Origin of the sequence: Proteus sp. G3927, from assembly GCF_963894685.1 — a bacterium.
Classification (GTDB): Bacteria; Pseudomonadota; Gammaproteobacteria; order Enterobacterales; family Enterobacteriaceae; genus Proteus; species Proteus mirabilis.
Genome location: NZ_CAWQGX010000009.1, coordinates 105,571 through 132,050, shown reverse-complemented (window position 1 = coordinate 132,050; position 26,480 = coordinate 105,571). Strand labels below are relative to the sequence as shown.

At 38.8% G+C, this 26,480-nt stretch carries 23 protein-coding genes, 1 tRNA gene and 1 riboswitch; of the genes, 14 read left to right on the top strand and 10 right to left on the bottom strand.

The genetic code is table 11. The features are described 5' to 3' along the window. Positions 1-5: 5 nt before the first annotated feature. Positions 6-791 carry a 4,5-DOPA dioxygenase extradiol gene (gene ygiD / locus AACV00_RS02710; protein WP_004249471.1) on the bottom strand — a complete coding sequence of 262 codons (786 nt, stop codon included), beginning with the start codon at positions 789-791 and terminating at the stop codon, positions 6-8. A 175-nt stretch (positions 792-966) separates the two neighbouring features. Further along, positions 967-1,620: a 3,4-dihydroxy-2-butanone-4-phosphate synthase gene (gene ribB / locus AACV00_RS02705; RefSeq protein WP_004245565.1), complete on the bottom strand. Its 654-nt coding sequence runs from the start codon at positions 1,618-1,620 to the stop codon at positions 967-969. A gap of 124 nt (positions 1,621-1,744) precedes the next feature. Beyond that, a riboswitch (FMN riboswitch) is annotated at positions 1,745-1,904 on the bottom strand. A 201-nt stretch (positions 1,905-2,105) separates the two neighbouring features. Here ribB and ubiK point away from each other — a divergent pair. Continuing rightward, entirely contained in the window at positions 2,106-2,414 is a 309-nt protein-coding gene (gene ubiK, locus AACV00_RS02700; protein ID WP_004245566.1) for a ubiquinone biosynthesis accessory factor UbiK, read from the top strand. A gap of 312 nt (positions 2,415-2,726) precedes the next feature. Here the strand turns inward: ubiK and hldE are convergent, their stop codons facing one another. The 3 genes from hldE to AACV00_RS02685 all read right to left on the bottom strand — a co-directional run bounded on the left by hldE (position 2,727) and on the right by AACV00_RS02685 (position 8,034). Then, positions 2,727-4,151: a bifunctional D-glycero-beta-D-manno-heptose-7-phosphate kinase/D-glycero-beta-D-manno-heptose 1-phosphate adenylyltransferase HldE gene (gene hldE, locus AACV00_RS02695; RefSeq protein WP_036905068.1), complete on the bottom strand. Its 1,425-nt coding sequence runs from the start codon at positions 4,149-4,151 to the stop codon at positions 2,727-2,729. Between the two features lie 100 nt (positions 4,152-4,251). Then, positions 4,252-7,086 (bottom strand): bifunctional [glutamate--ammonia ligase]-adenylyl-L-tyrosine phosphorylase/[glutamate--ammonia-ligase] adenylyltransferase, encoded by a 2,835-nt coding sequence (gene glnE / locus AACV00_RS02690; protein WP_049209809.1) that lies wholly within the window; start codon positions 7,084-7,086, stop codon positions 4,252-4,254. Positions 7,087-7,110: 24 nt separating this feature from the next. Next, entirely contained in the window at positions 7,111-8,034 is a 924-nt protein-coding gene (locus AACV00_RS02685; protein WP_110706919.1) for a CYTH domain-containing protein, read from the bottom strand. Positions 8,035-8,253: 219 nt separating this feature from the next. On the opposite strand from AACV00_RS02685, the gene AACV00_RS02680 reads away from it, so the two are divergent. Both AACV00_RS02680 and AACV00_RS02675 read left to right on the top strand, forming a co-directional pair. Then, positions 8,254-8,874, top strand: coding sequence for a TIGR04211 family SH3 domain-containing protein (locus tag AACV00_RS02680; RefSeq protein ID WP_012368329.1), 621 nt, complete (start codon positions 8,254-8,256; stop codon positions 8,872-8,874). A gap of 27 nt (positions 8,875-8,901) precedes the next feature. Continuing rightward, the gene (locus AACV00_RS02675; protein WP_161680198.1) at positions 8,902-10,125 is read left to right on the top strand and encodes a multifunctional CCA addition/repair protein; all 1,224 of its coding nucleotides are present in this window, start codon (positions 8,902-8,904) and stop codon (positions 10,123-10,125) included. 19 nt (positions 10,126-10,144) lie between these two features. Here the strand turns inward: AACV00_RS02675 and folB are convergent, their stop codons facing one another. After that, positions 10,145-10,495, bottom strand: a complete 351-nt coding sequence (gene folB / locus AACV00_RS02670; protein ID WP_004245575.1) for a bifunctional dihydroneopterin aldolase/7,8-dihydroneopterin epimerase — start codon at positions 10,493-10,495, stop codon at positions 10,145-10,147. Between the two features lie 104 nt (positions 10,496-10,599). On the opposite strand from folB, the gene plsY reads away from it, so the two are divergent. From plsY to AACV00_RS02645, 5 genes are all read left to right on the top strand, one after another. After that, positions 10,600-11,256 (top strand): glycerol-3-phosphate 1-O-acyltransferase PlsY, encoded by a 657-nt coding sequence (gene plsY / locus AACV00_RS02665; RefSeq protein ID WP_004245577.1) that lies wholly within the window; start codon positions 10,600-10,602, stop codon positions 11,254-11,256. Positions 11,257-11,625: 369 nt separating this feature from the next. Beyond that, positions 11,626-12,324 (top strand): RraA family protein, encoded by a 699-nt coding sequence (locus AACV00_RS02660; protein ID WP_004249461.1) that lies wholly within the window; start codon positions 11,626-11,628, stop codon positions 12,322-12,324. A 19-nt stretch (positions 12,325-12,343) separates the two neighbouring features. Then, positions 12,344-12,868 (top strand): prephenate dehydratase domain-containing protein, encoded by a 525-nt coding sequence (locus AACV00_RS02655; protein WP_004245580.1) that lies wholly within the window; start codon positions 12,344-12,346, stop codon positions 12,866-12,868. 70 nt (positions 12,869-12,938) lie between these two features. Continuing rightward, positions 12,939-13,337, top strand: coding sequence for a cupin domain-containing protein (locus tag AACV00_RS02650; protein ID WP_004245582.1), 399 nt, complete (start codon positions 12,939-12,941; stop codon positions 13,335-13,337). A 59-nt stretch (positions 13,338-13,396) separates the two neighbouring features. Continuing rightward, a complete protein-coding gene (locus AACV00_RS02645) occupies positions 13,397-14,803 on the top strand; it encodes a 3-deoxy-7-phosphoheptulonate synthase class II (protein WP_004245583.1) in 1,407 nt (468 codons plus the stop codon). 69 nt (positions 14,804-14,872) lie between these two features. On the opposite strand, the gene tsaD is transcribed toward AACV00_RS02645, so the two are convergent. Continuing rightward, positions 14,873-15,895 carry a tRNA (adenosine(37)-N6)-threonylcarbamoyltransferase complex transferase subunit TsaD gene (gene tsaD, locus AACV00_RS02640; RefSeq protein WP_004245584.1) on the bottom strand — a complete coding sequence of 341 codons (1,023 nt, stop codon included), beginning with the start codon at positions 15,893-15,895 and terminating at the stop codon, positions 14,873-14,875. Positions 15,896-16,237: 342 nt separating this feature from the next. Here tsaD and rpsU point away from each other — a divergent pair, with 342 nt between their 5' ends. From rpsU to AACV00_RS02610, 6 genes are all read left to right on the top strand, one after another. Then, positions 16,238-16,453 (top strand): 30S ribosomal protein S21, encoded by a 216-nt coding sequence (gene rpsU / locus AACV00_RS02635; protein ID WP_001144069.1) that lies wholly within the window; start codon positions 16,238-16,240, stop codon positions 16,451-16,453. A gap of 113 nt (positions 16,454-16,566) precedes the next feature. Beyond that, positions 16,567-18,315: a DNA primase gene (gene dnaG / locus AACV00_RS02630; protein ID WP_004249459.1), complete on the top strand. Its 1,749-nt coding sequence runs from the start codon at positions 16,567-16,569 to the stop codon at positions 18,313-18,315. Positions 18,316-18,505: 190 nt separating this feature from the next. Then, positions 18,506-20,362 carry an RNA polymerase sigma factor RpoD gene (rpoD, locus tag AACV00_RS02625; protein WP_004245586.1) on the top strand — a complete coding sequence of 619 codons (1,857 nt, stop codon included), beginning with the start codon at positions 18,506-18,508 and terminating at the stop codon, positions 20,360-20,362. A gap of 382 nt (positions 20,363-20,744) precedes the next feature. Then, a tRNA-Ile gene (locus AACV00_RS02620) sits at positions 20,745-20,821 on the top strand. Between the two features lie 581 nt (positions 20,822-21,402). Then, a complete protein-coding gene (locus tag AACV00_RS02615; RefSeq protein WP_223878643.1) occupies positions 21,403-22,086 on the top strand; it encodes a DNA-binding protein in 684 nt (227 codons plus the stop codon). Positions 22,087-22,339: 253 nt separating this feature from the next. Next, complete coding sequence (locus AACV00_RS02610; RefSeq protein ID WP_004245589.1) at positions 22,340-23,257, top strand: bestrophin family protein; 918 nt, start codon at positions 22,340-22,342, stop codon at positions 23,255-23,257. Between the two features lie 81 nt (positions 23,258-23,338). Here AACV00_RS02610 and AACV00_RS02605 read toward each other — a convergent pair whose 3' ends face one another. Genes AACV00_RS02605 through AACV00_RS02595 form a run of 3 tightly spaced genes read right to left on the bottom strand, consistent with a single transcriptional unit; the run spans position 23,339 to position 25,855 of the window. After that, a complete protein-coding gene (locus tag AACV00_RS02605; RefSeq protein ID WP_012368332.1) occupies positions 23,339-23,518 on the bottom strand; it encodes a DUF2474 domain-containing protein in 180 nt (59 codons plus the stop codon). Beyond that, the gene (gene cydB / locus AACV00_RS02600; protein ID WP_046334929.1) at positions 23,496-24,503 is read right to left on the bottom strand and encodes a cytochrome d ubiquinol oxidase subunit II; all 1,008 of its coding nucleotides are present in this window, start codon (positions 24,501-24,503) and stop codon (positions 23,496-23,498) included. The genes AACV00_RS02605 and cydB overlap by 23 nt, the downstream gene beginning before the upstream one ends. Next, the gene (locus AACV00_RS02595; RefSeq protein ID WP_004249451.1) at positions 24,503-25,855 is read right to left on the bottom strand and encodes a cytochrome ubiquinol oxidase subunit I; all 1,353 of its coding nucleotides are present in this window, start codon (positions 25,853-25,855) and stop codon (positions 24,503-24,505) included. The genes cydB and AACV00_RS02595 overlap by 1 nt, the downstream gene beginning before the upstream one ends. Between the last annotated feature and the right edge of the window lie 625 nt (positions 25,856-26,480).

Genomic DNA, 26,480 nt, shown 5'->3' with positions numbered 1-26,480 from the left:
ATATTTTACCCAATTTGAAAGGTCATCATGCTAAGTGATTTATTAATAATATCATTATTTAATAAAGTTACTTTTTCATCCGGCTGTTTTAAACCGAGTAGATATAATGCAGGTAAAAAATGTTCTGCTGTTGGGTGTGCGAGTTGCCCTTCTTGCGTTGATAAAATGGTAAAAAGCGCTTCAGGCACTTTATCACTTTGTAAACAGCGCTCTACTGTTTCACTAAAAGATAATGCCCAAGAGTAAGGCTCTGCTTGGTCATTTTGCCAATCCATCATTCTTAAATTATGAACGATATTACCACTGCCAATCACTAATACACCTTCTCTACGTAGTTCAACCAGTTTTTTTCCAAACTCATAGTGCCACTGTGGCGATTGGTTAGCATCAATACTTAACTGAACAACAGGAATATTAGCATTAGGGTACATCTTCTCTAATATTCCCCAACTACCGTGATCAAATCCCCATTGCTCCATATCCAGTTTTAATTTCATCGGATCAATCAGATCTTCAATTAATGCAACGAGACCAATGGAGCCTTTTGCAGGATATTCTATTTGGTATAACTCTGGTGGAAATCCATAAAAATCATGAATTGTTTTAGGATGAGTCATCGCTGTAATATAAGTCCCTTGCGTATACCAATGCGCTGAGATGACTAATATTGCTTTAGGCTTAGGCAGTGTCTCTCCTAACGTCGTCCAGAGGCGAGTATATTTATTATCTTCCAATACATTCATTGGACTGCCATGTCCAACAAATAGCGCTGGCATCAATTTTCTGTCCATAATCACCTCTTATCATCTTGCTATCTATGGCATTTAGCATACTGCCTTCTTACTTGAAATATAGTCAAAGAAGTGTGAAATAGTTATTCAAAAAATATGAAAAAGCCACTTAGGGAAACTTAAGTGGCTTGAATAAGTGTGTGTGTGTTTTCAGTGTCGTTTTAACTTGTTAATTTCAGCCCGCTTTCTTCTCCTCGCGAAGACGATAAGCCACTAAATCTTCAATCGTTAACACTGGCATATCATGCTGTTTAGCAAAAGTGACAACTTCTGGCGCTCTGGCCATGGTGCCATCGTCATTGGTTAATTCACATAACACGGCAACAGGTTTAAAACCCGCTAACGTTGCTAAATCAATAGAAGCTTCAGTATGTCCACCACGTGTTAATACACCACCAGGTTGCGCTCGTAATGGGAATACGTGACCTGGACGATTTAAATCACTTGGTTTTGCATTATCAGCAGCAGCTGCACGTACTGTCGTTAAACGGTCTGCTGCTGAAACTCCCGTAGTCACCCCTTGGGCCGCTTCAATAGTTACCGTAAATGCGGTATGAAAATGACTGGTGTTATTTTCTACCATCATAGGTAAATCGAGTTGTTGACGGCGCTCTTCGGTAATACAGACACACACAATACCACTGCCATGACGAATAGACATCGCCATTTGTTCTGTGGTCATGGTTTCTGCGACAAATACCATATCGCCTTCATTTTCACGGTTCTCATCATCAAGCACCATCACACCTTTACCGGCACGAAGGGCTTCAAGCGCACGCTCAACACGCTCTAATGGAGAGCCAAATTCGGAAAGTAGCGTCTGATTCATGGTAAAAAAACCTCAATAATTAATGAAAGTTACCAGAACCAGGGCAGTCTTAGGAGTGGATCTCTGCTGTATAAATAGACAAGCAGAAACAACAGGAATGGATACAAGGATCCCACTGATGCTATTTTATTCTCTCCCATCCAGACTTTAACTGTCGGCTCCAGAATTACACTGGATCTGCTGACCTTTGCATCACATTGGTAATACAAAGCGCTCGCGGGCTTTACCTGATTATTCAGGTATCTACCGCCGGTGGGGACTTTCACCCCGCCCTGAGATAAACAGGGAAACTATACGCTTTAAAATAATAAGAGGCAATCCCAATCCACAATAACCCTTGTCAAATCACACTAATCTGTTATTGATAGGCAAAGAATTTAACGATTTATCATAAAAATATAACAATAATATCGATATCAGGTTTTATTCCCACAGCCCTCATATTACACTTAGCATAGCTTTCTATTTTATTGTGAGGACTATCCATGCTGGACCCAAAAAAAATTGAACAAGTCGCTCGCCAAATCCAAAATGTACTACCACAAGGTATCAAAGATTTAGGTGATGATATTGATAAGAAAATCCGTGCAATACTTCAATCTCAATTAAACAAATTAGATTTGGTTAATCGCGAAGAATTTGATGTGCAAACACAAGTGCTGTTACGTACTCGCGAAAAATTGGCTCGTTTAGAGCAACGTTTAAATGAGTTGGAAGCAGGACAACAAACTGAAGTAGCCCAAGTTGAAATAACTGAAACTATTGTAGAAGCAAAAACTGACGATAAAGCATAAGCTATCACAATATGATCTATTACTCCCTGTATCACTGCAAAAGATACAGGGTAGTTTATTAAAAACAGAAAATTAGCACCCTAGGTATCACTATTCCAATTATAATAAACCGCAAAGTGATATCCCGCTATCTTCGCTCTCTTTAAAATTAGTGCAAAGATAAGTAACAAAGCAGAAACTCATCATCAATAACGCATAAAATTAATTATGAAAAATGATTTAATAGCTTAATTAATAGACTAATTAGTCCTATTTTAAGGTATTAAAAAAGCACTCATTAGAGTGCCCTTTCAATTATAATAAACAGCTTAATTATTTCTTTTTAATGGCATTAATAATATTAGTTGTGGAAATACCATCTTCAAAATTAAGTACTTTCACTTCACCACCCGCAGCCCACACCTCTTTACTGCCAGCAATGTCTTCGGGTTTATAATCGCCACCTTTTACTAAAATATCAGGCAATACTGATGCAATTAAACGCTGTGGGGTATCTTCTTCAAACGCGACAACCCAATCAACTGCCCCTAACGCGCCTAATACGGTCATTCGTTGCTCTAATGGGTTGACTGGGCGACTTTCACCTTTTAATCGTTTAGTTGATGCATCACTATTTACCGCAACAATCAGGCGATCACCCAATTTACGTGCATTAGCTAAATAACTAACATGCCCAGCATGAAGAATATCAAAACAACCATTTGTCATCACTATGCGCTCACCACGTTGACGCGCTAAAGCAACCGCTTGTTTGAGTTGTGACTCTTCCATAATACCAAAGCCGTTATCAGCACGCCCGCGAATAGCATTTTCAAGCTCAATAGGAGAAACCGTTGACGTTCCCAGTTTCCCCACAACCACACCAGCCGCAGCGTTGGCAAGAAAGCACGCTTCCGCTAATGGTTTGCCTGCAGCTAACGCAGTAGCAAGCACGCCGATAACCGTATCTCCCGCCCCTGTCACATCATAAACTTCTTGTGCTTGAGTGGGTAAATGCAATGGCGCTTCATTGGCTTGTAATAAACTCATGCCCCGCTCTGAACGAGTGATCAATAGTGCATCAAGTGCTAAATCTTTTACTAGTTGAGTGCCCTTTTCTACTAGCTCATCATCTGTATGACAAACGCCCACCACTTGCTCAAATTCTGACATATTCGGTGTTAAAAGTGTGGCACCACGGTAGCGTTCAAAATCACTGCCTTTAGGATCGATTAGTACCGGCACACCTGCTTTTTTAGCTAATTGGATCATTTGCTGTACGTGAGAAAGTGCACCTTTAGCATAATCCGATAAAATTAAGGCACCAATTGAGGGTAATGCTTGTTGAATACGCTCATAAATTGGCTCTGGAGAGACATTGCTAAATCCCTCTTCAAAATCAAGGCGGATAAGTTGTTGGTTACGTGATAGGACACGTAATTTAGTAATAGTTGGATGTGTCGCAATAGAGACGAAATCACAACGCACATTAACCTGACTTAATGTATTGCTTAATGCTTTTGCCGCTTCATCGATGCCGGTTAACCCCACTAAACGAGAATTAGCCCCTAAAGAAGCAATATTCATTGCAACGTTAGCTGCACCACCCGGACGCTCTTCTATGGTATCTACTTTTACCACAGGCACTGGTGCTTCTGGTGAGATCCGACTTGTAGGACCATACCAATAACGGTCTAACATGACGTCACCGACAACCAGCACATTGGCTTTATTAAAATCCGGCAGCGTTACTTTCATCCCATACTCCACATTATTTTCAAAAATAAGCCGAAATAATACCATAACTTGTTACGTAAAAAGCGAAACTCATCAGAATAGTGTGAACAAAAAAGAGCGTTTATTCATCTAACCATTTTTGTTTACTACTCAATACACATTGCCGTTCTGTGATAAAACAATCTTCATCAACAACCGCAGGTAATGTTTGTAATGCAAGATGATGAAGCTCATTACGTAAGGTGACATAAGCTTGAGTTAATAACTGAGCCTCTTGTTCACTCATCACTTGGTATTTTGCCATTAATTCCAAAATTCGCACATTATCAGACCAACGGGTCAAAGCCGGATATTGATGTGAAAAGCGCAATACCAAATATTGTGCGATAAACTCAATATCAGTGATCCCCCCTGATGAGGCTTTTAAATCAAATGTATTGCTTTGAGTGGGTGCCAAATGCTGTACCATTTTTTGGCGCATCTCACGCACTTCCTGCTGTAGTACAGTTGCGTTACGTGCTAAACATAGTGTTTCATGGCGAGTACGTGCAAACATCTGCTGTAATTGGTCATCGCCATAAATCATTCTTGCACGAATTAATGCTTGATGCTCCCAAGTCCAAGCTTCATTTTTCTGGTACTCATCAAAGGCTTGAATAGTGCTTACCAACATACCTGATTCACCAGAAGGACGTAAGCGTGCATCTACTTCATATAACACGCCGGAAGAGGTTCTGGTGCTAAATAGATGAATAATACGCTGCGCTAAACGTAAATAGAATTGGCGAGCATCAATCTGTTTTGCCCCCGTTGTCAGAATATTCATTGGGCAATCTAATAAAAAAACCAAATCTAAATCAGAACTATACCCTAATTCCCAGCCCCCTAATTTGCCATACCCAACGACCGCAAAACCTAAACCGTCTCGTTGCGCTAAATGCGCAGGTTCCCCATAGCGTTTCACCATATAGGACCATGCTTGGTGAACAACGGCATGGATAATGGCTTCCGCTAAATAGGTTAGGTGATCGCTGACTTTCATCACCGGTAATACCCCTGCAATATCCTCTGCGGCAATACGCAATAGCTGGGCTTGTTTAAATTGGCGTAATGCTTCTAAACGTTGCTCTTCATCTTCTTCTGGCACACGCAATAAATATTGACGTAATTCGTCCTGATAGGCATTTAATGGTAATGGTTGATAGAGGGAATGAGGATCGAGTAATTCATCCAATAATAATGGATGTCGTGTTAATTGTTCAGCAATCATCGGTGATGCAGCACATAAGCGCACTACGTGGGTTAATACCTCATCAGACTCTTGCATTAACTCTAGATAAGTGGTTCGACTTACAATGCCCAATAACAACGGGGTGATACGCTGTAAGATCACCAACGCTTGTGGTTGAAGACACACTTTAGCCAATAATTTAGGCATTAGCGCATCAAGCACGTCACGCCCTCTAGGCCCTATAGTACGTTTACTGATATCTTGGCGAAACAGTTGCAGTGTTTGACAAATAGCTTGCCTATCTTCTGCCGTTAGCCCTTGATGAAAAAGCGTTGCGCTATCAGGTAAACGCCCTAATAACCATAATCGCTTAAATTCGCTGACATCTTCTTCATCTTCATTTTCATCATCTTCGCCAATCAGTTGCGTAAAAATAACGGAAACAGCCTGCATTTTTTGGTTAATTTGTTGATAGAGCATTTGCCAATCGTCAAATCCCATCGCAAACGCCAGTCGTGCCTTATCTTCAAGATTGTCAGGTAACGTTTGTGTTTGTTGATCCGCAATAGATTGAAGAAGATTTTCTAATCGACGTAAGAAAAGATAGCTATCTGCTAACTGTGATGTTTCTTGTGCAGAGAGTAATTCCAATTTAGCAATGACATTAAGCACCGTTAATAGTGAATGACTTTGTAGCTCAGGCTCTCTACCGCCTCGAATTAATTGAAAAACCTGAGTAATAAATTCAATTTCACGTATCCCCCCCGCTCCAAGCTTTATATTATCAATCATCCCTCGACGACGTACTTCACGACTTATCATCGATTTCATATTACGAAGAGATTGGATCACACTAAAATCGATATAGCGACGATAAACGAAAGGGCGCAACATTTGGCGTAAGATTTGGCAATACTCTCTTTTTTCTGCCCCCAAAACACGCGCTTTTACCATTGCATAGCGCTCCCAATCACGTCCTTGCTCTTGATAATAATCTTCAAGCGCGGCAAAGCTCATCACTAAAGGGCCACTTTCGCCAAAAGGACGTAAACGCATATCTACACGATACACAAAACCATCCATTGTATGTTGATCTAACACTTTAATCAGTTTTTGCCCTAATCGGGTAAAAAACTGAGCATTATCTAATTCACGTCGCCCACCTTGAGTCACACCATTTTCAGGATAAGCAAAAATAAGATCGATATCAGAAGAGAAATTCAGTTCAAATCCACCTAACTTGCCCATTCCCAAAATAAGTAATGGCTGAGGTTTTCCCTCACTATCACAAGGCGTTCCCCATTGTTGGCAACATTGCTGATATAGCGTATCTTTGGCGACACTAATCAAGGTTTCCGCGAGTACACTCAATTGTTTGAGCGTACAGGGTGTATCACAGAGTTGGAAAAATTGTGACCAGGCAATACGCACTAATTGTTGATGACGGAACTGTCGTAAAATGGCCATCAAGTCATCTTCATTATCAACATGAGTGAGTTGTTGCTTTAATTGAGATGAGTAATTTTGCCACTCATCACTAACAGGTGGTGTTTGTCTGATTTCCGTTAACCAGTGAGGATTGACACGTAAATGCTCGGTTGCAAAGGGGCTAAAGGCAAAAAATTGCTGCTCTCGCTCACTAAAAGGGGCAAGCTCGTTGAGCTTTGTAGAAAACGTGCATTGTGCTTTATCCCATAATTGTTGAAACACACTGTTAGCAGACATAATAAACTCTCAATTGTCAGAAAATTAAGCGATAGCCAGCAACCACGCCATTGCAGATAATTTAAAATTCAGCCATAACACATGATAATAATCCGTTGCGCGGGTAAAGGATAACAACGAAAGATTATCGAGTGCTTGCTGCATTGATTCAGGTAACTGAGGCTGCTTTTTACACCAATCAGAAAACAGTGCTAACATAGCGGGCATAGTGAGTGTTGGTGGCGTCGGATTAGCAAAAATAGCTTCTTCTAACGCTTGAATAGCCGCTAACCACTTAGTCAGTTGTTCCGCTATTGTGTCATTAGGTGCAAGATTGACCACACTTAACGATAATGCGGGCTTATCTTTAGCAAGATAATAACCACGGGCAGCTTTACTGCGTGAAGCAAGTCGTAATCCCCCTTGTTCACCTAAAAAAGTCGCCAAAGCAATCACATCCGCCACTTGGCCTTTTTTTAGCTCCAGTTCAAACTCTTCAATAGGTAATTCATATTGCGCTGTACGAATAGTGCCTTTATCTAGCACCACTTCAATTTGACTCTCTAAATAATCCACCAGCCAAATTTCACGATGAAAATCGGTATGAAAAAGAACCTTTAATTGTGCTTGTAATGCCGTTAAATCGCTCTTATCCGGCCAAATTTCTGCTGGGAAACGGGTTAAATCGAGGGTTGGCTCATTTAATGTCACATTATATTCTGGGCGTTGATGTAACCCCGCAACCACTTTACCCGCTGTTTTAATTGTCATTTCATAATGAGAGTCAATGCCACGGATACGTAGCCCCATGTCCCAATTACGCATCTGATTATCGGAGGTTTCAAAGTAAAGATTAGTCAATTTATGCGGTGGTGTATGCTGGTATGGCAAAGTCAGAATGCGCTGAATAATCTGAGGAATAGCGGCAGGTATCGCACTAAGTTTGAGTTCGGTTTCTAATTGGCTCATTCTATTTCCCTTAAGTAAATCAATCGATTAGTAAAATATTTAACGCATTGTTATTTCGCAAATGGTAGTCTATTCACAATAATGAATAAAAGGCAGATTACCCTTATATTCTATCAGTTAAGACTGTTCTCATTCTGGTTTACTATTTGCTTACGCAAACTTTACTCTTTAGTATCAGTAAAAATATTCTCTTGTATAGATAAAAAAGTTGAAAACATAATGCGAAAATTACCTTTACTTTTTCTTTCCTTACTTGGCTTAGGCGTTTCTCTGAGCTCACACGCAGAAACTCGTTATGTTTCCGATGAATTATCCACCTATGTTCACAGTGGCCCTGGTAATCAATACCGTATTGTTGGCTCATTAAGTTCAGGGGCAACAGTTACGGTACTTTCTCGTAATGCCGCTACAGGTTATGTGCAAATCAAAGACGATAAAGATCGGACAGTTTGGTTACCAGAAAATCAATTAAGTACACAACCGAGTATGCGCACTCGCATTCCGGCTATGGAAAAAGAAATTCAAACCCTACGCGATAAATTAGCGAATATCGACCAAAGCTGGAACCAGCGCACAATTGACATGCAAAATAAAGTGTCAAACAGCGATGAAATTATCAATGGTTTGAAAAAAGAAAATGAGCAGATGAGAACAAAATTAGCGGTTGCTGAGAAAAAACTCGATTTTGCTAATCAACAATTAGATGATAGGCAGCGTGATATCATCTTACAGTGGTTTATGTATGGTGGTGGTGTTGCCGGTGCTGGTCTTATTTTGGGTTTAATATTGCCACATATTATTCCTCGTCGCCGTAAGCGTAATGACCGTTGGATGAATTAATCACAGGCAATTAAGGATCAAGATCCCGTGAAAATCTATCTTGTTGGTGGTGCTGTGCGCGACCAACTATTAAATTTACCGGTAAAAGACAGAGATTGGGTAGTGGTTGGCGCAACGCCAAAGACACTATTACAACAAGGCTACCAACAAGTGGGTAAAGATTTTCCGGTCTTTCTTCACCCTGATACTCACGAGGAGTACGCTTTAGCGCGTACCGAACGAAAATCAGGCTCAGGTTACACGGGATTTACCTGCTATGCAGCCCCTGATGTGACCTTAGAAGATGATTTGCAACGGCGTGATTTAACCATTAACGCCATTGCTTACTCTGCTAAAGGTGAATATATCGATCCCTATCATGGCATTGATGATATTCATGCCAAATTACTGCGCCATGTTTCTGATGCATTTAGTGAAGATCCATTAAGGGTACTACGTGTCGCTCGTTTTGCGGCTCGTTTTGCCCCTTTAGGTTTTACAATAGCGCCGGAGACGATGTCATTGATGCAAGAGATGACAAACAGCGGTGAATTAAATGCCCTCACGGCTGAACGAGTGTGGAAAGAAACGGAAAAAGCACTTCACAGCCAAGCCCCACAAGTCTATTTTGAGATCTTACATCAATGTGGCGCTCTAAAAATACTTTTCCCTGAAATTAATGCACTCTTTGGCGTTCCTGCCCCTAAAAAGTGGCATCCTGAGATTGATACGGGTATCCATACCATGATGGTATTAGCCATGGCCAGCCGGTTGACTGACGATATCGCGGTACGTTTTAGCGCACTTTGTCATGATCTCGGTAAAGATGTTACCCCGGTAGAAAATTGGCCTCACCATCATGGACATGGCCCTGCGGGTGTTCCTTTAGTTGAGGCTCTGTGCCAACGTTATCGTATTCCTAACCAGATACGTGATCTCGCCAAACTGGCAGCCAAATATCACGATCATCTCCACCGCATAGAAAAAATGCGCCCCTCAAAAATAATTCGACTTTTCGATGCGATTGATGCTTGGCGCAAACCAGAACGCATCGATCAACTCGCTATAATTAGCGAGGCCGATGCAAGGGGACGCCAAGGAGCAGAAAATTTGCCTTATCCCCAAGGAATATTTTTTCGTCAAGCCTTTAAGATTGCCAATCAAGTTGATGTTAAATCAATTGTCAGTCGTGGTTTAAAAGGCAGTGCCATACGAGAAGCATTAACTAAACAAAGAGAAGTCGCGATAATAGAATGGAAATCGCGACTTTAACTATTGTGTGTGGCAAATATTAAGCGTAACGCTCAATAATCACCCCGACGTTGGCGGCTTGTGCTATCGCCCCTGGTTTAGCTAATTTTATTTTGACACGTGGTACAGAAAACTGAGTTATCAGTAGCTGTGCCACTTCTTCAGCAACACGCTCGACTAATTCAAAACGTCGCTTTTCCACATACTCTATTATGGCGTGACTGACACTGGCATAATCTAAACAGTGAGCAACATCATCGGTTTGGGATGCGCGTTTATTATCCCACTCCATTTCGATATCGAACACTAACTTTTGCTTAATGGTTTTTTCCCAATCATAAACACCGATTGTGGTTATTACTGATAATTGTTCAATAAATACGATATCCATCACGTCATCTCTTATTTTTTCTGCTCATCGGATACCACTTCCGATGAAATATGCGTATTATCCATACATGTCTAACGAACGTTCATCAACATTGGAGAATACAAATGAGTGCTAACGCACTTGGAATGATCATCTTCGCCTATTTGTGCGGCTCAATCTCCAGCGCGATTTTGATTTGCCGACTGGCAAGACTCCCTGATCCAAGAAAATTTGGCTCTGGTAATCCTGGCGCCACCAATGTGCTACGTATTGGTGGTAAACTTGCAGCGGCATCTGTGCTTATCTGTGACGTCCTAAAAGGGATGATCCCCGTTTGGCTCGCCTATTACCTAAATGTGCCTCCCTTTTATCTCGGTATTGTCGCAATAGCGGCTTGTCTAGGCCATATTTACCCTGTTTTTTTCCACTTTAAAGGCGGAAAAGGGGTTGCTACTGCATTTGGCTCTATCGCTGCTATTGGTTGGGATCTTAGCGGACTGATTGCGGGAACATGGCTACTAACTGTTTTACTCAGTGGCTATTCCTCACTGGGTGCTATTATCAGTGCATTGCTTGCCCCATTTTATGTCTGGTGGTTTAAACCCGAATTCACTTATCCCGTTGCACTATTATCATGCTTAGTACTTTACCGTCATCATGACAATATTCAACGTTTATGGCGAGGACAAGAGAGTCGCATTTGGCATAAGCTGAAAAAAAAGACAGAGAAAACAGATAAAGAGATAATCCAAGAAGCCAAAGAGCAAGAAAAAGAAGATTAACGCTTATCCTTATTAAAAAAAGGTCATTTATTAACTAAGTGACCTTTTTTATTTAATAATTAAATTCTATTATAAAATATAAATAAATTAAAAATAATCACACATAAAAAAAACACCCTTTTTATATTCGAAAAATAAAAATAATAAATAACATTATTAATAATACCCTTCTATATTTAGATTAAATATATCAACATTGGTTTTATTTATTACAAAAAAACATTAAAAATAAAAATCTTAAATAAGATAAACTTATATAAAAAATCAAATTTAACGAAATAAATAGCTTGAAAAAAAACCAACTTACATCTATTAATTAATAACCATAAAAAAATAATCATTTAACTCTGTGAAACATTGGAGTTCACCATGCTACAAAAAATATCTGCCAATAAAATTGCATTAATAAAAAGAATGCAACTTAGTACTCCTACATTAGTCGATATTCTCGATAGTTTAGGAAAAACCATTGTATTAAATAGTCAATTAAAAAGTATTAACCTAGAAAACTTTTATTCTGTTGGACAAGCTTATACTGTGCAATGGAAATTAATTAGAAAACAAAAATCTATTTTAAATAAACAACCTTCTACGTGGGAACAAGTTAGTTCTTTTTTAGTCCCTGAAATAACAGATGCAAAAGGATTATTCTATATAGCCGGAGGACATGAACTAATAACAGAAGCAGCACTTGCAGGTGGCATGAGTTGTACTTATTTTGAAAAATTAGGCTTTGAAGGAGTTATTTTAGGGGGAGCGGTACGAGACAAGAAAGATCTCACCAATCTAACCATTCCAGTCATTGCCACCAATCTTACTCCTACAGATACACAAGGCGCTTATTTTGTCAGTGAGACTGGCACTCAATGCACCATTGAGCATGCCACAATCTGTAGTGGTGATTTAGTGATATCCGACCCTAATGGCACCGTGATTATCCCTTTTTCACTCGTCGATAATGTTCTAGAAGAAGCGATTAAGATAGATAGCATTGAAAATAACATGCTAGAAAAAATCAAACATGGACAACGTTTACCAGAACTTATCAATATAACGGGACGTATATAATAAATAAAGGTGACTGACCATGATAAATATTCATACATTGGGTCCTGCAGGAACAAACTGTGAGAAAGCCGCTTATTATTGGCTAAATAAAAATAATCAACAAGGAAATATTATTCTTCACCCTACATTAGAAACCGCAGTAAAAGAAATGGAGGTAAGCCAAAATAGTATTCTATTAGGTTGTATTGTTTATCCTTTTTTACACAATATTGTTTTTAATAATCTCTCTTTTATCAAATTAACAGATTGTTTTGTTATGGATACCCATAACATGCTATTTGCTAGCCGATTTAATAATATTAAGGAGATAAAAAAGTTAGGTTCTCATCCCGCACCACAAGATCTATTTAGAAAAATAACAGAACTCGATAATATTGAAAGAGTTCTTTTTAATTCAAATAGTGAAGCAGCACTTCAATGTGGTTTAGGGCGAGTAGATGGCTGTATTACCACACTTAGTGCAGCTAAAAAATATCATTTAAATATTTTATATGATTTTGGCCCTGTCCCTATGGGATTTTCTATTCATTCAAAATTAAATTAAGTAATTAATTACATCACAACAGTCAAAACGTTAATTATCTAGTCACTTGGTTAATAAAAAGGAAAAAACTATGAGCTTATATTTATCTAGTGAAATGATCTCTTATGATATGGATCTAAATAGAAACGAAGGTGAAGAAAGTAAAATTCAAGCTAAATTTATTCATGGCTCTAATTTTACAATGGCATTTTGGACATTTAAAACTAATGCCATTATTCCTGAACATAAACATGAACATGAAACTGCCACATCTATACTAAAAGGCTCTTTGAAACTGACGGTAAATAACCGCATTGTTTATTTACATGCTGGCGACTCTTTTATTATTCCCTCATGGGCCGTTCATCACGCAATTGCTTTAGAGCCTTCTGAGGTTATTGATGTCTATACCCCCGTTAGAGAAGACTATGTTGCAAGGCAAAATGGCGTCATTAAAACCTATTTAGAAACATCTCAACCCCAAGGATAACAAAAAGCGAGGATCACCTCGCTTTTTCTATTCTTACTATAATCGCAGGAGCACTTTCTATGTTTAGCACCTATAATATTGATGTTTTAACAGAACAAAATCATCAATATTTACCAATAGAAAACACCCTATCATTACAGAATATATTTTCCATCTCTTGGCACCCATCATTATGGAAATCTTTACCCGCCAAGCAACTCCCTGAATACCCAGATATACATGCCTTAAATTATTGCAAAGAAAAGCTTAAGCATTATCCCCCGCTAATTTTAGCTTCCGAAATCAGAGCATTTAAAAATTTATTAAAACTTGTTGCAAATGGTGAAGCTTTTCTTCTGCAAGGAGGAGACTGTGCAGAATCTTTTGATGATTGCCAAGCCACTATTATCCGTGATTTAACATTCACTTTATCGCAAATGTCCGCATTAATTGAACAATCAACGGGATTGCCGGTGATTAAATTAGGTCGTATGGCTGGACAATACGCTAAACCTCGTAGCCAAGCATTTGAAACACAAAATGGCTTAACTTTACCCAGCTATCGAGGAGAAATTATTAATGGTCTTGATTTTTCAGTTAAAAGTAGAGAGCCAGATCCGATTAGAATGATAACTGCCTATCATCACTCAGCAGCGACCTTAAATCTGTTACGTGCGATGAATTATACACAATATACTAAGCAACAATGGGCCTTGGATATTAACGCTCATCCTGGCTCTACAGAGCCTGAGCATTATTTCCATTTGCTAGAACAACTCTATCATTCACAACATCATATTATTAATAAACAGCCCGATACCTCTTCTTATTATGTTAGTCATGAAGCTTTGTTACTGCATTATGAGGAATCGATGACTCGTCAAGATTCCATTGACAACAAATGGTATAACTGTTCAGCACATATGGTTTGGGTAGGAGAACGAACAACCGATATTGATCATGCCCATATCGAGTACCTACGAGGTATTGAAAACCCTATCGGTATAAAATGCAGCACCAGAATGTCAGGAGAAAAACTGATTAAGCTAATAGATACTCTTAACCCGAGCAATGAAGTTGGAAAAATTATCTTAATCATTCGCGTGGGTAAAGATGCTATTCATGCATATCTTCCGGAATTAGTAAGAACGGTAAAAGAACATCAACGAGCGGTTATTTGGCAAATAGATCCAATGCATGGCAATACACAATCAGCAAATGACAGTATGAAAACCCGACATTTCAATGATATTGCCGAAGAAACTCGTGCTTTTATTCATATTTTACATGAGATGGGCATACAGGCTGGGGGGATACATTTAGAAATGACCGGACAAGAAGTCACTGAATGTACTGGAGGATTACAACAAATTCGATACACTGACCTAAGTCATGGTTATCAAACTTTATGTGATCCTCGTCTTAACCGGACACAGTCATTAGAGTTAGCGTTCTTGGTTGGACGGCATTGGCATAATTCACTTTAATTGTAACCAAACATAAGTGCTTAGTACTTAAGCCAAGCACTTATCATTACCAACACCGCCAATGGCTAATTATTTATCCGCTAAAGCAGGTAATTCAGCTAAAGGCCAACGCGGTCTCACTGTCACCCCTAAAGGCCCTTCGGTACCACCTTTAAAACGGATCATCCCCGCCAAAGCAATCATGGCACCATTATCGGTACATAACTCAGGGCGAGCATAAAACACTTCCCCTCCGAGTTGTTCCATTATCATTGCCATTTTGGCGCGTAAAGTACGGTTAGCACTTACCCCCCCCGCCATCACTAAGCGTTTAAAGCCTGTTTGCTCTAATGCTCGACGACATTTTATTGCCAAAGTATCTACTACGGCATCTTCAAAAGCACGCGCAATATCTGCTCGAGTTTGCTCTGAATCATCGTTTTGACGAATAGTATTAGCGGCAAAGGTTTTTAAACCAGAGAAACTAAAGTCGAGTCCGGGTCTGTCTGTCATGGGACGAGGAAAAACAAAACGTCCTTCTACACCTTGTTGTGCCATTTTTGATAAAACAGGGCCGCCGGGATAATCAAGCCCCAATAGCTTGGCTGTTTTATCAAATGCTTCACCAGCAGCATCATCAATAGACTCACCTAACAGGGTATATTCCCCAATCCCTGTTACACTAATTAATTGTGTATGCCCCCCCGAGACAAGTAACGCCACGAAAGGAAAATCTGGCGTTTTCTCTTCAAGCATCGGCGCTAATAAATGTCCTTCCATATGGTGAACTGGAATAGCAGGCACATCCCATGCAAACGCCAGAGAACGACCAATAGTCGCCCCCACCAGCAATGCCCCTACCAGCCCTGGTCCTGCAGTATAAGCGACCGCATCAATATCTTTTGCAGTTAAATTTGCTTCTTTAAGGGCGGCTTGGATCAGTGGCACTGTTTTGCGGATATGATCTCGTGAAGCAAGCTCGGGAACAACACCACCATAGTCGGCGTGCAGTTTTATTTGGCTATAGAGTTGATTCGCTAACAGACCGGCTTTATCATCGTAAATTGCGATACCGGTTTCATCGCAAGATGTTTCAATACCTAAAACTCGCATGACGCTTCCAAATTCTTCCTCGCGCAATGGCGTAATGGATCGATTGTAGCATTATTTCGCTAATTTAATACGCCTTCGCCACAACTTTTACATACCAGTATGTGACAAATTTCTTTTTCTGGTCTATAATTATCCACCTATTTTACATGATTTAAATGTGTGGTTAGCAACTATCACGTTGTGTTTTGAATAAATTAAGACACAAAAGTGAGAGTTTGCGTTTCAATTTTGTGCATCTCTTTACAAAGTGCCCTGCTTTGAAGTAAAATTCCGCACCATTTTAAATGTCGGCTGGCTAAAATCATGCCAGCACAAACCGATTTCTATTGAGGTGAGAGGCACATGCCGGTAATCAAAGTACGTGAAAACGAGCCATTTGACGTTGCTCTTCGTCGTTTCAAACGCTCTTGCGAAAAAGCAGGCGTATTAGCAGAAGTTCGTCGTCGTGAATTTTATGAAAAACCAACGACTGAGCGTAAACGCGCTAAAGCATCAGCAGTAAAACGTCACGCTAAAAAATTAGCTCGCGAAAACGCACGTCGTACTCGTCTGTACTAATATTTTGCGGCTGATACCGCAATTTATGCAGACACTGTAGTCGCAGTTAAAAGGCCGTGCTTTCTTATGAGAGCGCGGCTTATTCTCGTTCAACAACAGGCGTAAAAGGGCTTATGGCTGGACGAATTCCACGTTCATTTATCAATGATTTATTAGCACGAACCGATATCATCGATCTTATCGACGCTCGTGTGCCGCTTAAAAAACAAGGCAAAAATCATTCAGCGTGTTGTCCGTTTCATAATGAAAAAACGCCCTCTTTTACAGTAAATAGCGACAAACAGTTTTATCACTGTTTTGGTTGCGGTGCGCATGGCAATGCTATTGATTTTTTGATGAACTACGACAGACTTGATTTTGTCGAAACCATTGAAGAGTTAGCAGCAATGCATGGGTTAGAAGTTCCTTATGAATCAGGAACTGGCAGTAGCCCGATTGAGCGACATATAAGACAAAATCTCTATCAAGTGATGGAGAAATTGAATCAGTATTACAAAAGCACCCTCAATACCCCTGACGCTCAGGAAGCAAGAAATTATCTTGCGCATCGCGGGCTAAGTGAAGAGGTTATTACCCGCTTTTCTATCGGCTTTGTACCTACGGGTTGGGACAATATCCTAAAACGTTTTGGGCAAAATCCCGATAATCAAGCCCTGTTACTTGAAGCAGGAATGGTAATAACAAACGATAAAGGTCGCACTTATGACCGTTTTCGTCAGCGCGTTATGTTTCCGATTAGAGACAGACGAGGTCGTGTTATTGCATTTGGTGGACGTGTATTAGGTGATGATTTACCCAAATACTTAAACTCCCCAGAAACAGAGATTTTCCATAAAGGCCGCCAACTTTACGGGCTTTATGAAGCACAACAGACTCACCCTAACCCAGCTAAGTTATTAGTGGTTGAAGGTTATATGGATGTTGTGGCATTAGCGCAGTTTGGTATTGATTATGCTGTCGCCTCGTTGGGTACATCAACAACCGCAGAGCATATCCAGTTGCTGTTTAGAACTACGGATAACGTTATTTGCTGCTATGATGGTGATAGAGCAGGACGAGATGCCGCATGGCGAGCATTAGAAACTGCACTGCCTTTTTTAAACGATGGCCGTTCTTTACGTTTTATGTTTTTACCTGAAGGCGATGATCCTGATTCACTGGTTCGCCGCGAAGGGAAAGAGGCATTTGAAAAACGAATGGAACAAGCACACTCTTTATCTGAGTTTTTATTTGATTCGCTGGTTCCACAAGTGGATTTGAGCACCCAAGAAGGCAATGGCAAACTCTATAGTTTAGCGCGCCCATTAATTGATCAGATCCCAAGTGAGACTTTACGTCTATATTTATTAAGAGAGCTTGGAAATTTAACGGGAAATCCCGATATTGAGCAGATGGATCGTTTATTTGGTAGAAACTCGCTACATCACGAAACATCGTATCAACCGACAAAACTACGTACTACACCAATGCGTATTTTAATTGCCTTGTTGATACAAAATCCCGAGTTTTGCCAATTAGTGCCACCGCTTGAGGGGCTAAATACAGAAAAAATAGCGGGTTTATCGCTTTTTATTGAATTAGTTTCTCTTTGCCAAGCACAGCCAGGCTTGAATACAGGTCAGATTATCGAACTCTATCGAGAGAATAAATTCGGTAAACAACTTGAAAAACTGGCGATGTGGAACGATATAGATATAGATGAGATAGCTGAAAAAACATTTACAGATACGTTAGATCATCTCTTTTTAACCGCAATGGATGAACGTTTAAACGCCCTCATTGCCAAAGAGAGAACTGAAGGTCTAACACAAAATGAACGCGAAGAAGTCCAATTGATAATACAGGCTCGCGTTAAAAAGTAAAACCTAAATTAAGATTAAAAACACGGCTTAATTGCCGCTATCGGTAGGTATAAAAAATAACCTACATTTGCTACGCTGAGGGGATCGTAGCAATCGACAATGAAAATGCCCCTCCGTAGTTATTGTTGGCTGAACCGTTTATCGCCGACCGACACCAACCCAAATTACTTTGAAGTGTGGATACCGTCTTATGGAGCAAAACCCGCAGTCACAGCTGAAGCTACTTGTTACGAAAGGTAAGGAGCAAGGCTACCTGACCTATGCTGAGGTCAATGACCATCTGCCGGAAGATATCGTCGATTCAGATCAAATCGAAGACATCATCCAGATGATTAACGACATGGGCATTCAGGTCATGGAAGAAGCACCTGATGCCGATGATCTGATGTTGGCAGAAAATTCAAATGACACTGATGATGATGCTGTCGAAGCCGCTGCTCAGGTACTTTCTAGTGTAGAATCTGAAATTGGCCGTACAACCGATCCTGTGCGTATGTATATGCGCGAAATGGGAACCGTTGAACTGCTCACCCGGGAAGGTGAAATTGATATCGCAAAACGCATTGAAGATGGTATTAACCAAGTTCAATGCTCAGTTGCTGAATATCCTGAAGCAATCACTTATCTTCTTGAACAATATGATCGTGTTGAAGCCGGTGAAGCGCGTCTTTCTGATTTAATTACTGCCTTTATTGACCCTAATGCCGAAGAAGTGGCAGAAAGTGATGATGTCAATTTAGGCAAAGACGACGATGAAATCGACAACAGCGCCGATGACGAAGATGAAGACGAAGATGAAGATAGCGACACAGACAGCGATAGCGATGATGATAACAGCATCGATCCTGAACTTGCTCGCCAAAAATTCACCGAGCTTCGTGAACAGTACGAAAAAACGCGTCAATCTATTAAGGCCAAAGGTCGTAATCATAAAGATACCGAACTGGAAATTTTACAGTTATCAGAAATTTTCAAACAGTTCCGCTTAGTGCCAAAACAGTTTGATTATCTGGTTAACAACATGCGTGAAATGATGGACAGAGTCCGTGCTCAAGAGCGTCACATCATGCGTCTTTGTGTTGATCAGGTCAAAATGCCTAAGAAAAACTTCATTACTCTGTTTACAGGAAATGAAACTAACGACACATGGTTTACTGCCGCTCGTGCGATGAATAAACCTTGGTCTGAAAAACTGGCAGGTATTGAAGAAGAAGTACAACGTAGCTTACAAAAGTTACAGCAAATTGAAGTTGAAACAGGACTGACAATCGAACAGGTTAAAGATATTAACCGTCGTATGTCTATCGGTGAAGCAAAAGCACGCCGTGCGAAAAAAGAGATGGTCGAAGCGAACTTACGTTTAGTTATCTCTATCGCGAAAAAATATACCAACCGTGGCCTACAGTTCCTTGACCTGATCCAGGAAGGGAATATTGGTCTAATGAAAGCGGTTGATAAATTTGAATATCGTCGTGGTTATAAGTTCTCAACTTATGCAACATGGTGGATCCGTCAGGCTATTACTCGTTCAATCGCCGATCAGGCACGTACCATTCGTATTCCGGTACATATGATTGAAACGATTAATAAGCTAAACCGTATCTCGCGCCAAATGTTGCAAGAGATGGGACGTGAGCCTTCACCAGAAGAGCTTGCAGAACGTATGCTGATGCCTGAAGATAAAATCCGTAAGGTACTAAAAATCGCTAAAGAGCCTATCTCCATGGAAACCCCAATTGGTGACGATGAAGATTCACATTTAGGTGATTTTATCGAGGATACTACCCTCGAATTACCTCTGGATTCAGCAACATCAGAAAGCTTACGTTCAGCGACACACGAAGTATTAGGTGGTTTAACACTGCGTGAAGCTAAAGTCCTGCGTATGCGCTTTGGTATCGATATGAATACCGACCATACATTGGAAGAAGTGGGTAAACAATTTGATGTTACCCGTGAACGTATCCGTCAGATTGAAGCAAAAGCGTTGCGTAAATTACGCCACCCAAGCCGTTCTGAAGTGCTACGTAGCTTCCTTGATGAATAATCAATCTCTTTGATTTTGGTAGTAATACAAACGCCTGTGCCTCACAGGCGTTTTTTATTATCCGGTCTAAACCATATCTGTTTTCAGCGCTGATAATTTGCTTTTATCATCCCTATTCTCTTTTGGTCTATCTTAAGTAACCGCTATCGTCTTCGCTAAAAATTTGCTGATTTTTTCTACCTCTATTTACAAAAAATCACCCTTTTATTTTTACCCTTGTCGATTTTTTACTCATCAAGTCTTTCTTTTTAGACTATCTTATTGAAATAAAAGATTATTATTTAATTTATTTTTTCTGCTCTATATTGAACACAAATTGCGCATACAGTCACACAAAGGCTAGACCTCGCCTCAAATGGCACGTATAATCTCACACCATTAAGGCCCCTTAGCTCAGTTGGTTAGAGCAGTCGACTCATAATCGATTGGTCACTGGTTCAAGTCCAGTAGGGGCCACCAAATTTTAGCTGTTAAATCAGCATATTAAGCCACTTTGAGAAAAGTGGCTTTTTTGTATCTAAGGGTTATTGCCCCCTTTTTGCCCCCTGAGATTTTTTTACTGCCCTAATTTTTTTCATGACATGTTACGACGACTTTTATTTTCTCAAAGTATGTCATGCTAATTTTCCCCAATATATTTGTAATTCATTTCAGTTTCAAAAATCTATATAGCCACCAGCTTAACGGACAGTTCGCCAGCACGCGGAAGCGAATCACAAAACCGACCATGTAGTTTGGTGTATTTGTGACAAACTGTGCTCAGCATATACAGATCCCCTGTGGTTTATTACTCAGGACTTTCAGTATCCCCCTCCTTACTACTGACGAAATTTGATGGAGATGTAGGTAAATCGTCCCAATATAAAAACCAGATTTTTGTTTTTTTAACTACATAAAAAATATAATTAATTTAAGGTAAGTATTATTTTATTATAAAAAATTGTAATTATTATTTTATAAGGGTCGGTATGTATTTTTTTCTTGGTTTTTTGTTGTTTCTAATTGTTTTGATGGTTATTTGCAGGATTAGAGTTTTATGGTTGGCAAGAAAAAACACAATAACTGAAAAGGATTTTAAAACCTTCAAAGAGTATAACAATATTGAAGATTATGAAAAAGAAGCAAAGCAAGCTGTTTATGCAACAACAATAAGCAAAACTATTTTTGAAAAATGCCAATGTCTCATAACATTAAGAACAATGCTTGAATCCCTACACACTGATTATGAAAAATATGAAAAAGTAAATCCGTTATTAATGGAGCTATTACGCAAAAAATTTACTTTTACATACTCCGCTTTCATTACTATCTATCCAGAACCCATCGAAGAAAGCGGGCTAGAACGATTTAGTTTAATTAATACAAAAAAATACTGTCCAGAACATGTATGGAAACATATTCTCAAATCCGCTATTTATACCAATGAAGAATTGGATGACTATTTTGGGTCGCAGGAATTACCCCCACTGGAGCGGATGTGTACAGATATGGATTTATATAACGAGTTTAAAGGAACGGTTTTATTTGATGAAGTGATCGGGTGCTATGTTAATGAAGAAAACGAAGGATCTCAAATTTTTGATAATGAGGTTTATTCTGTTACCGAAGAACAGTTACGCCAGTGGCTAGATGAAGAGCTTGCATTTCTGAGTTATGTCACTGAAGGTCTTTTGAATATTTGTATTGAATACATAAGAAAAGAGAATGGAATTATAAGGGTTTGAAGTGATGGACAAAAACAAACTTAAAAATCTTAAGTTTTTTGAAAATACCCCATTGGTTCAGCATTTGAATTATTCCCTTTCTGAAGATGAGGAAAGAAATTAAGTGTATTATGAAAGTCTGAACTTTCAGGCTGGGCTATATCAATTATATTGTTGATATAACAACCTTAATCTTTCAATAGAATTAATTAGATTATTATTTATTTTATTGCGATAATAACTTAACAAACTTTCTTTTTATATCACTACTATTATGGTCATACGTCCTAATCAACACTGGTTTTTTCGGTTATTTGATTGGCACGGTTCAGTGCTATCAAAAATAATCTTTCGCTTATGTCTTAATATTGCAATGTCTATTATCGCTATTTTAGTTTATCAATGGTATGAGTTATTAGGTATTCATTTAACTGTTGCCCCATTTAGTTTATTAGGTATTGCTATCGCAATATTTCTTGGTTTTAGAAATAATGCAAGTTATAGCCGACTTGTGGAAGCAAGGACATTATGGGGAAATATGTTAATTACCCATCGCAACATATTAAGAAATATAAAAGCCTTATTACCGGAAGATAAACAATTTAATCGTGACTTTTCTAATCTACTTATTGCTTTTAGTTGGAGTCTAAAACATGAGCTAAGAAAAACAAACCCAATGGTCGATCTCTATCGCCTCTTACCCCGACCTTTATTTGATGAGATAATGAATAGCCCTTACCCCACTAATCGGATTTTATTGCATATTGGCCTAAAAATTGGCGAATTGCGAGATAACAAAGTAATAAGTGATGTTATCTTTCAATCAATTAATAAAGATATTAATAACTTATCTGATGTATTGGGTGGCTGTGAACGTATTTCAAATACTCCTGTACCTTTTGCCTATACGCTCATATTGCAACGTACGGTATATCTATTCTGTGCTCTGCTACCTTTTGCATTGGTTGCCGATCTCCACTATATGACGCCATTTGTTTCCGTATTTATCTCTTATACTTTTTTATCTTGGGACTCATTAGCTGAAGAGTTAGAAGATCCATTCGGTGTTTCTGCCAATGACTTACCATTAAATGCAATATGTAACACCATAGAAAGGAATTTATTAGAGATGCAAGATATCACCCCACTCCCCATCAAAGTTAAACCCGACCAATATTATAATTTATTGTAATTAATAAAATAAAAACAAATAAAAAAGGCAGTGTTAATTAATAACACTGCCTTTTTTATTAACAATACATTTTTTATGTTATTAATGCGTTCTCATTCCTGCGCTGTACATTAATAATTTAAATAATGAGGCGATAATTGCAAGACTTAATACACTTAAAGACCAAATAATTATCATCCATCCGATTTGTTGATACCAACGAGCTTTATTTTTCGTTGGTTTTATTGTTAAAAAATGACTAATGATAACTTTCATTGGCATTTACCTTTCCACGAAATACATAATAACTCCAACTGGTATAGGCTAATATCACAGGAATAATTATAACCGCTCCAACTAACATAAATTGCTGACTTAAAACAGGTGCTGCCGCCTGCCAAATCGAAATAGAAGGTGGAATAATATAAGGAAAGATACTGATCCCTAATCCTGCAAAACCAATAAGTACCAATAAAAGTGATAATAGAAAAGGCTGATAATGACCATAATTATAGGCACTACGAACAATGCCCCAAGCACAAGCCAATACGAGCAACGGAACAGGTAATAAAAAATATAAATTAGGTAAACTAAACCAGCGTTGTGCAATATCTGCATGTGTGAGTGGTGTCCATAAGCTTACTATTGCAATCACCACCAGCAATGTAATAGCCAGATACACCGTTATAGTGCACATTTTACGATGCAGTTGATGCTCTGTTTTCATAATCAACCATGAACTGCCTAACAATGCATAAGTGACTAACAAAGCAAAACCACAGAAAATAGGGAATGGTGTTAACCAATCCAATGCCGAGCCACTGAAATGGCGCCCTGTCACATTAAAACCATTAATAACTGCACCTACTGTGATCCCTTGGCAAAAAGTAGCAAGAAAAGAGCCACCAATAAAAGCTGAATCCCAAAATAGGCGATGTTTAGGAAGTGCGTTAACGCGAAATTCAAATGCCACACCACGGAAAATAAGCCCAATAAGCATCAATGTCAGTGGTATTGTTAACGCATCAATAATAACTGCATAGGCAAGAGGAAAAGCACCATAGAGCGCAGCCCCTCCTAATACTAACCATGTTTCATTGCCGTCCCAAACTGGTGCCACACTATTAATCATGGTATCTCTTTGTATTTTATCTCGGGTAAAAGGCAAAATAATGCCAATCCCCAGATCAAATCCATCTGCAATAATATACATAAGTGTGGCAAAAATAATGATCGCAAACCAAATCATCGAAAAATCAATATTCATTATTTTTCACCCTGTGTTAATTGGTCGGATTTAAGCACTACAGGGCCTTTCTTCATCAGATGCACCATATAAAAATACCCAATGCCAAATACTGAAAAATAAACCAAAATAAAGGCCAATAAGCTCAAACTCATTTGAATATCACCATGAGCAGAAACGGCATCTTTGGTACGTTGTAGACCATAAACAACCCAAGGCTGACGGCCAATTTCTGTGGTAAACCACCCCGCAAGGATCGCAATCAGTCCTGTAGGCCCCATTAATAAAGCAAAGCGTAAGAAAAGGGGTGAGTGATAGAGTCTTTTCTTCTTACGTAAAATAACGCTCAACAAACCTAAGCAAATCATCAGCATACCTAAACCTGCCATGACTCTAAATGACCAAAATATAATGCTAGAATTAGGTCTATCTTCCGGCGCAAAACTTTTTAATGCCGGAATTTGCTTATCTAAACTATGGGTAAGGATCAGGCTACCTAAATAAGGAATTTCAATCGCATATTTTGTTTTTTCTTCCGCCATATCTGGGATGCCAAATAAAATCAGCGGAGTCGCTTCTTTCGTTGCATTATCCCAATGCCCTTCTATAGCTGCGATTTTAGCCGGTTGATGTTCTAGTGTATTTAATCCATGAGCATCTCCTACAAACGCTTGTATGGGGGCAATAATTAGTACTAACCATAAGGCCATAGAAAACATTTTTCGTACAGGTGCTGTATTTTGTCCTTTTAATAATAACCATGCGGCACAAGAGGCGATAAATAAAGCACTGGCTAAAAAAGCCCCAATAGACATATGCAATAAACGGTAAGGGAAGGAAGGATTAAACACGACCTGTAGCCAATCAACAGGCACGACAACACCATTTTCAATAGTATAGCCTTGTGGTGTTTGCATCCAACTATTGGATGACAAGATCCAAAAAGTAGAAATTAATGTGCCAAGCGCTACCATACAAGTTGCAAAGAAGTGAAGTTTTCGCCCCACTTTATTCCAACCAAACAACATAATGCCAAGAAATCCCGCTTCTAAGAAAAAGGCGGTCAAGACTTCATAAGTTAGCATCGGCCCTGTGATACTACCGGCAAATTGTGAAAAACCACTCCAGTTAGTCCCGAATTGATATGCCATCACTAACCCTGATACCACCCCCATACCAAAGTTTACGGCAAAAATTTTTATCCAAAAATGATATAAAGAAAGGTAACTTGGTTCTTTTGTTTTTAACCATAAGCCTTCTAATAGGGCTAGAAAGCTAGCTAATCCTATGGTGATAGCAGGGAATATAATATGAAATGAAACGGTAAACGCGAATTGTATTCTTGCTAGGTGAAAAGCATCTAATCCAAACATAATGCCTCTCTCAATATAAATCTATATTCTATAAATTTATTCATTTTCTATTATCCTAATTATATTTTCTCACAAAAATCTTATTTGTTTTTTATTATGAATGCTGATTAATTTCACTTTATTTTCAGAAAGTAAAAACTGAAGATAGTGAGTTTATATAGATATACTATTTAAATTCCCCTATCTTAATTACTAAAAAAGAGAACAACAAAAAATCATTACGCAATAAATCACATAACGATGCCATAGTAGCCAACAAACTGTTATTTAGTCATTTTTTCAATAAATCAAGTTTAAAAAACTTGTCCATTAGCGTATTAACATTTTTAACCAAGTAATAACAGAGAGTCAAATAAATTGATTTTATCACACGATAGATATGCTCTATCATCATATAAAATAAAGTTATAAAGCGTCATTTAGCCTATTTTACTCATTGACAATATAATTACATTATTTTAACTTCTTAAGTAACAGAAGAATTGCAGATTATATAATTTTAATACCAATAACTTATTATTTATTGGTATTAACAAGTTTGAATATATCCTTTATTCCTAGTAAGAAATATATTTTAAATTATATAACCATATTGCTTTTTATATTCACCTGCCAACTATTCATC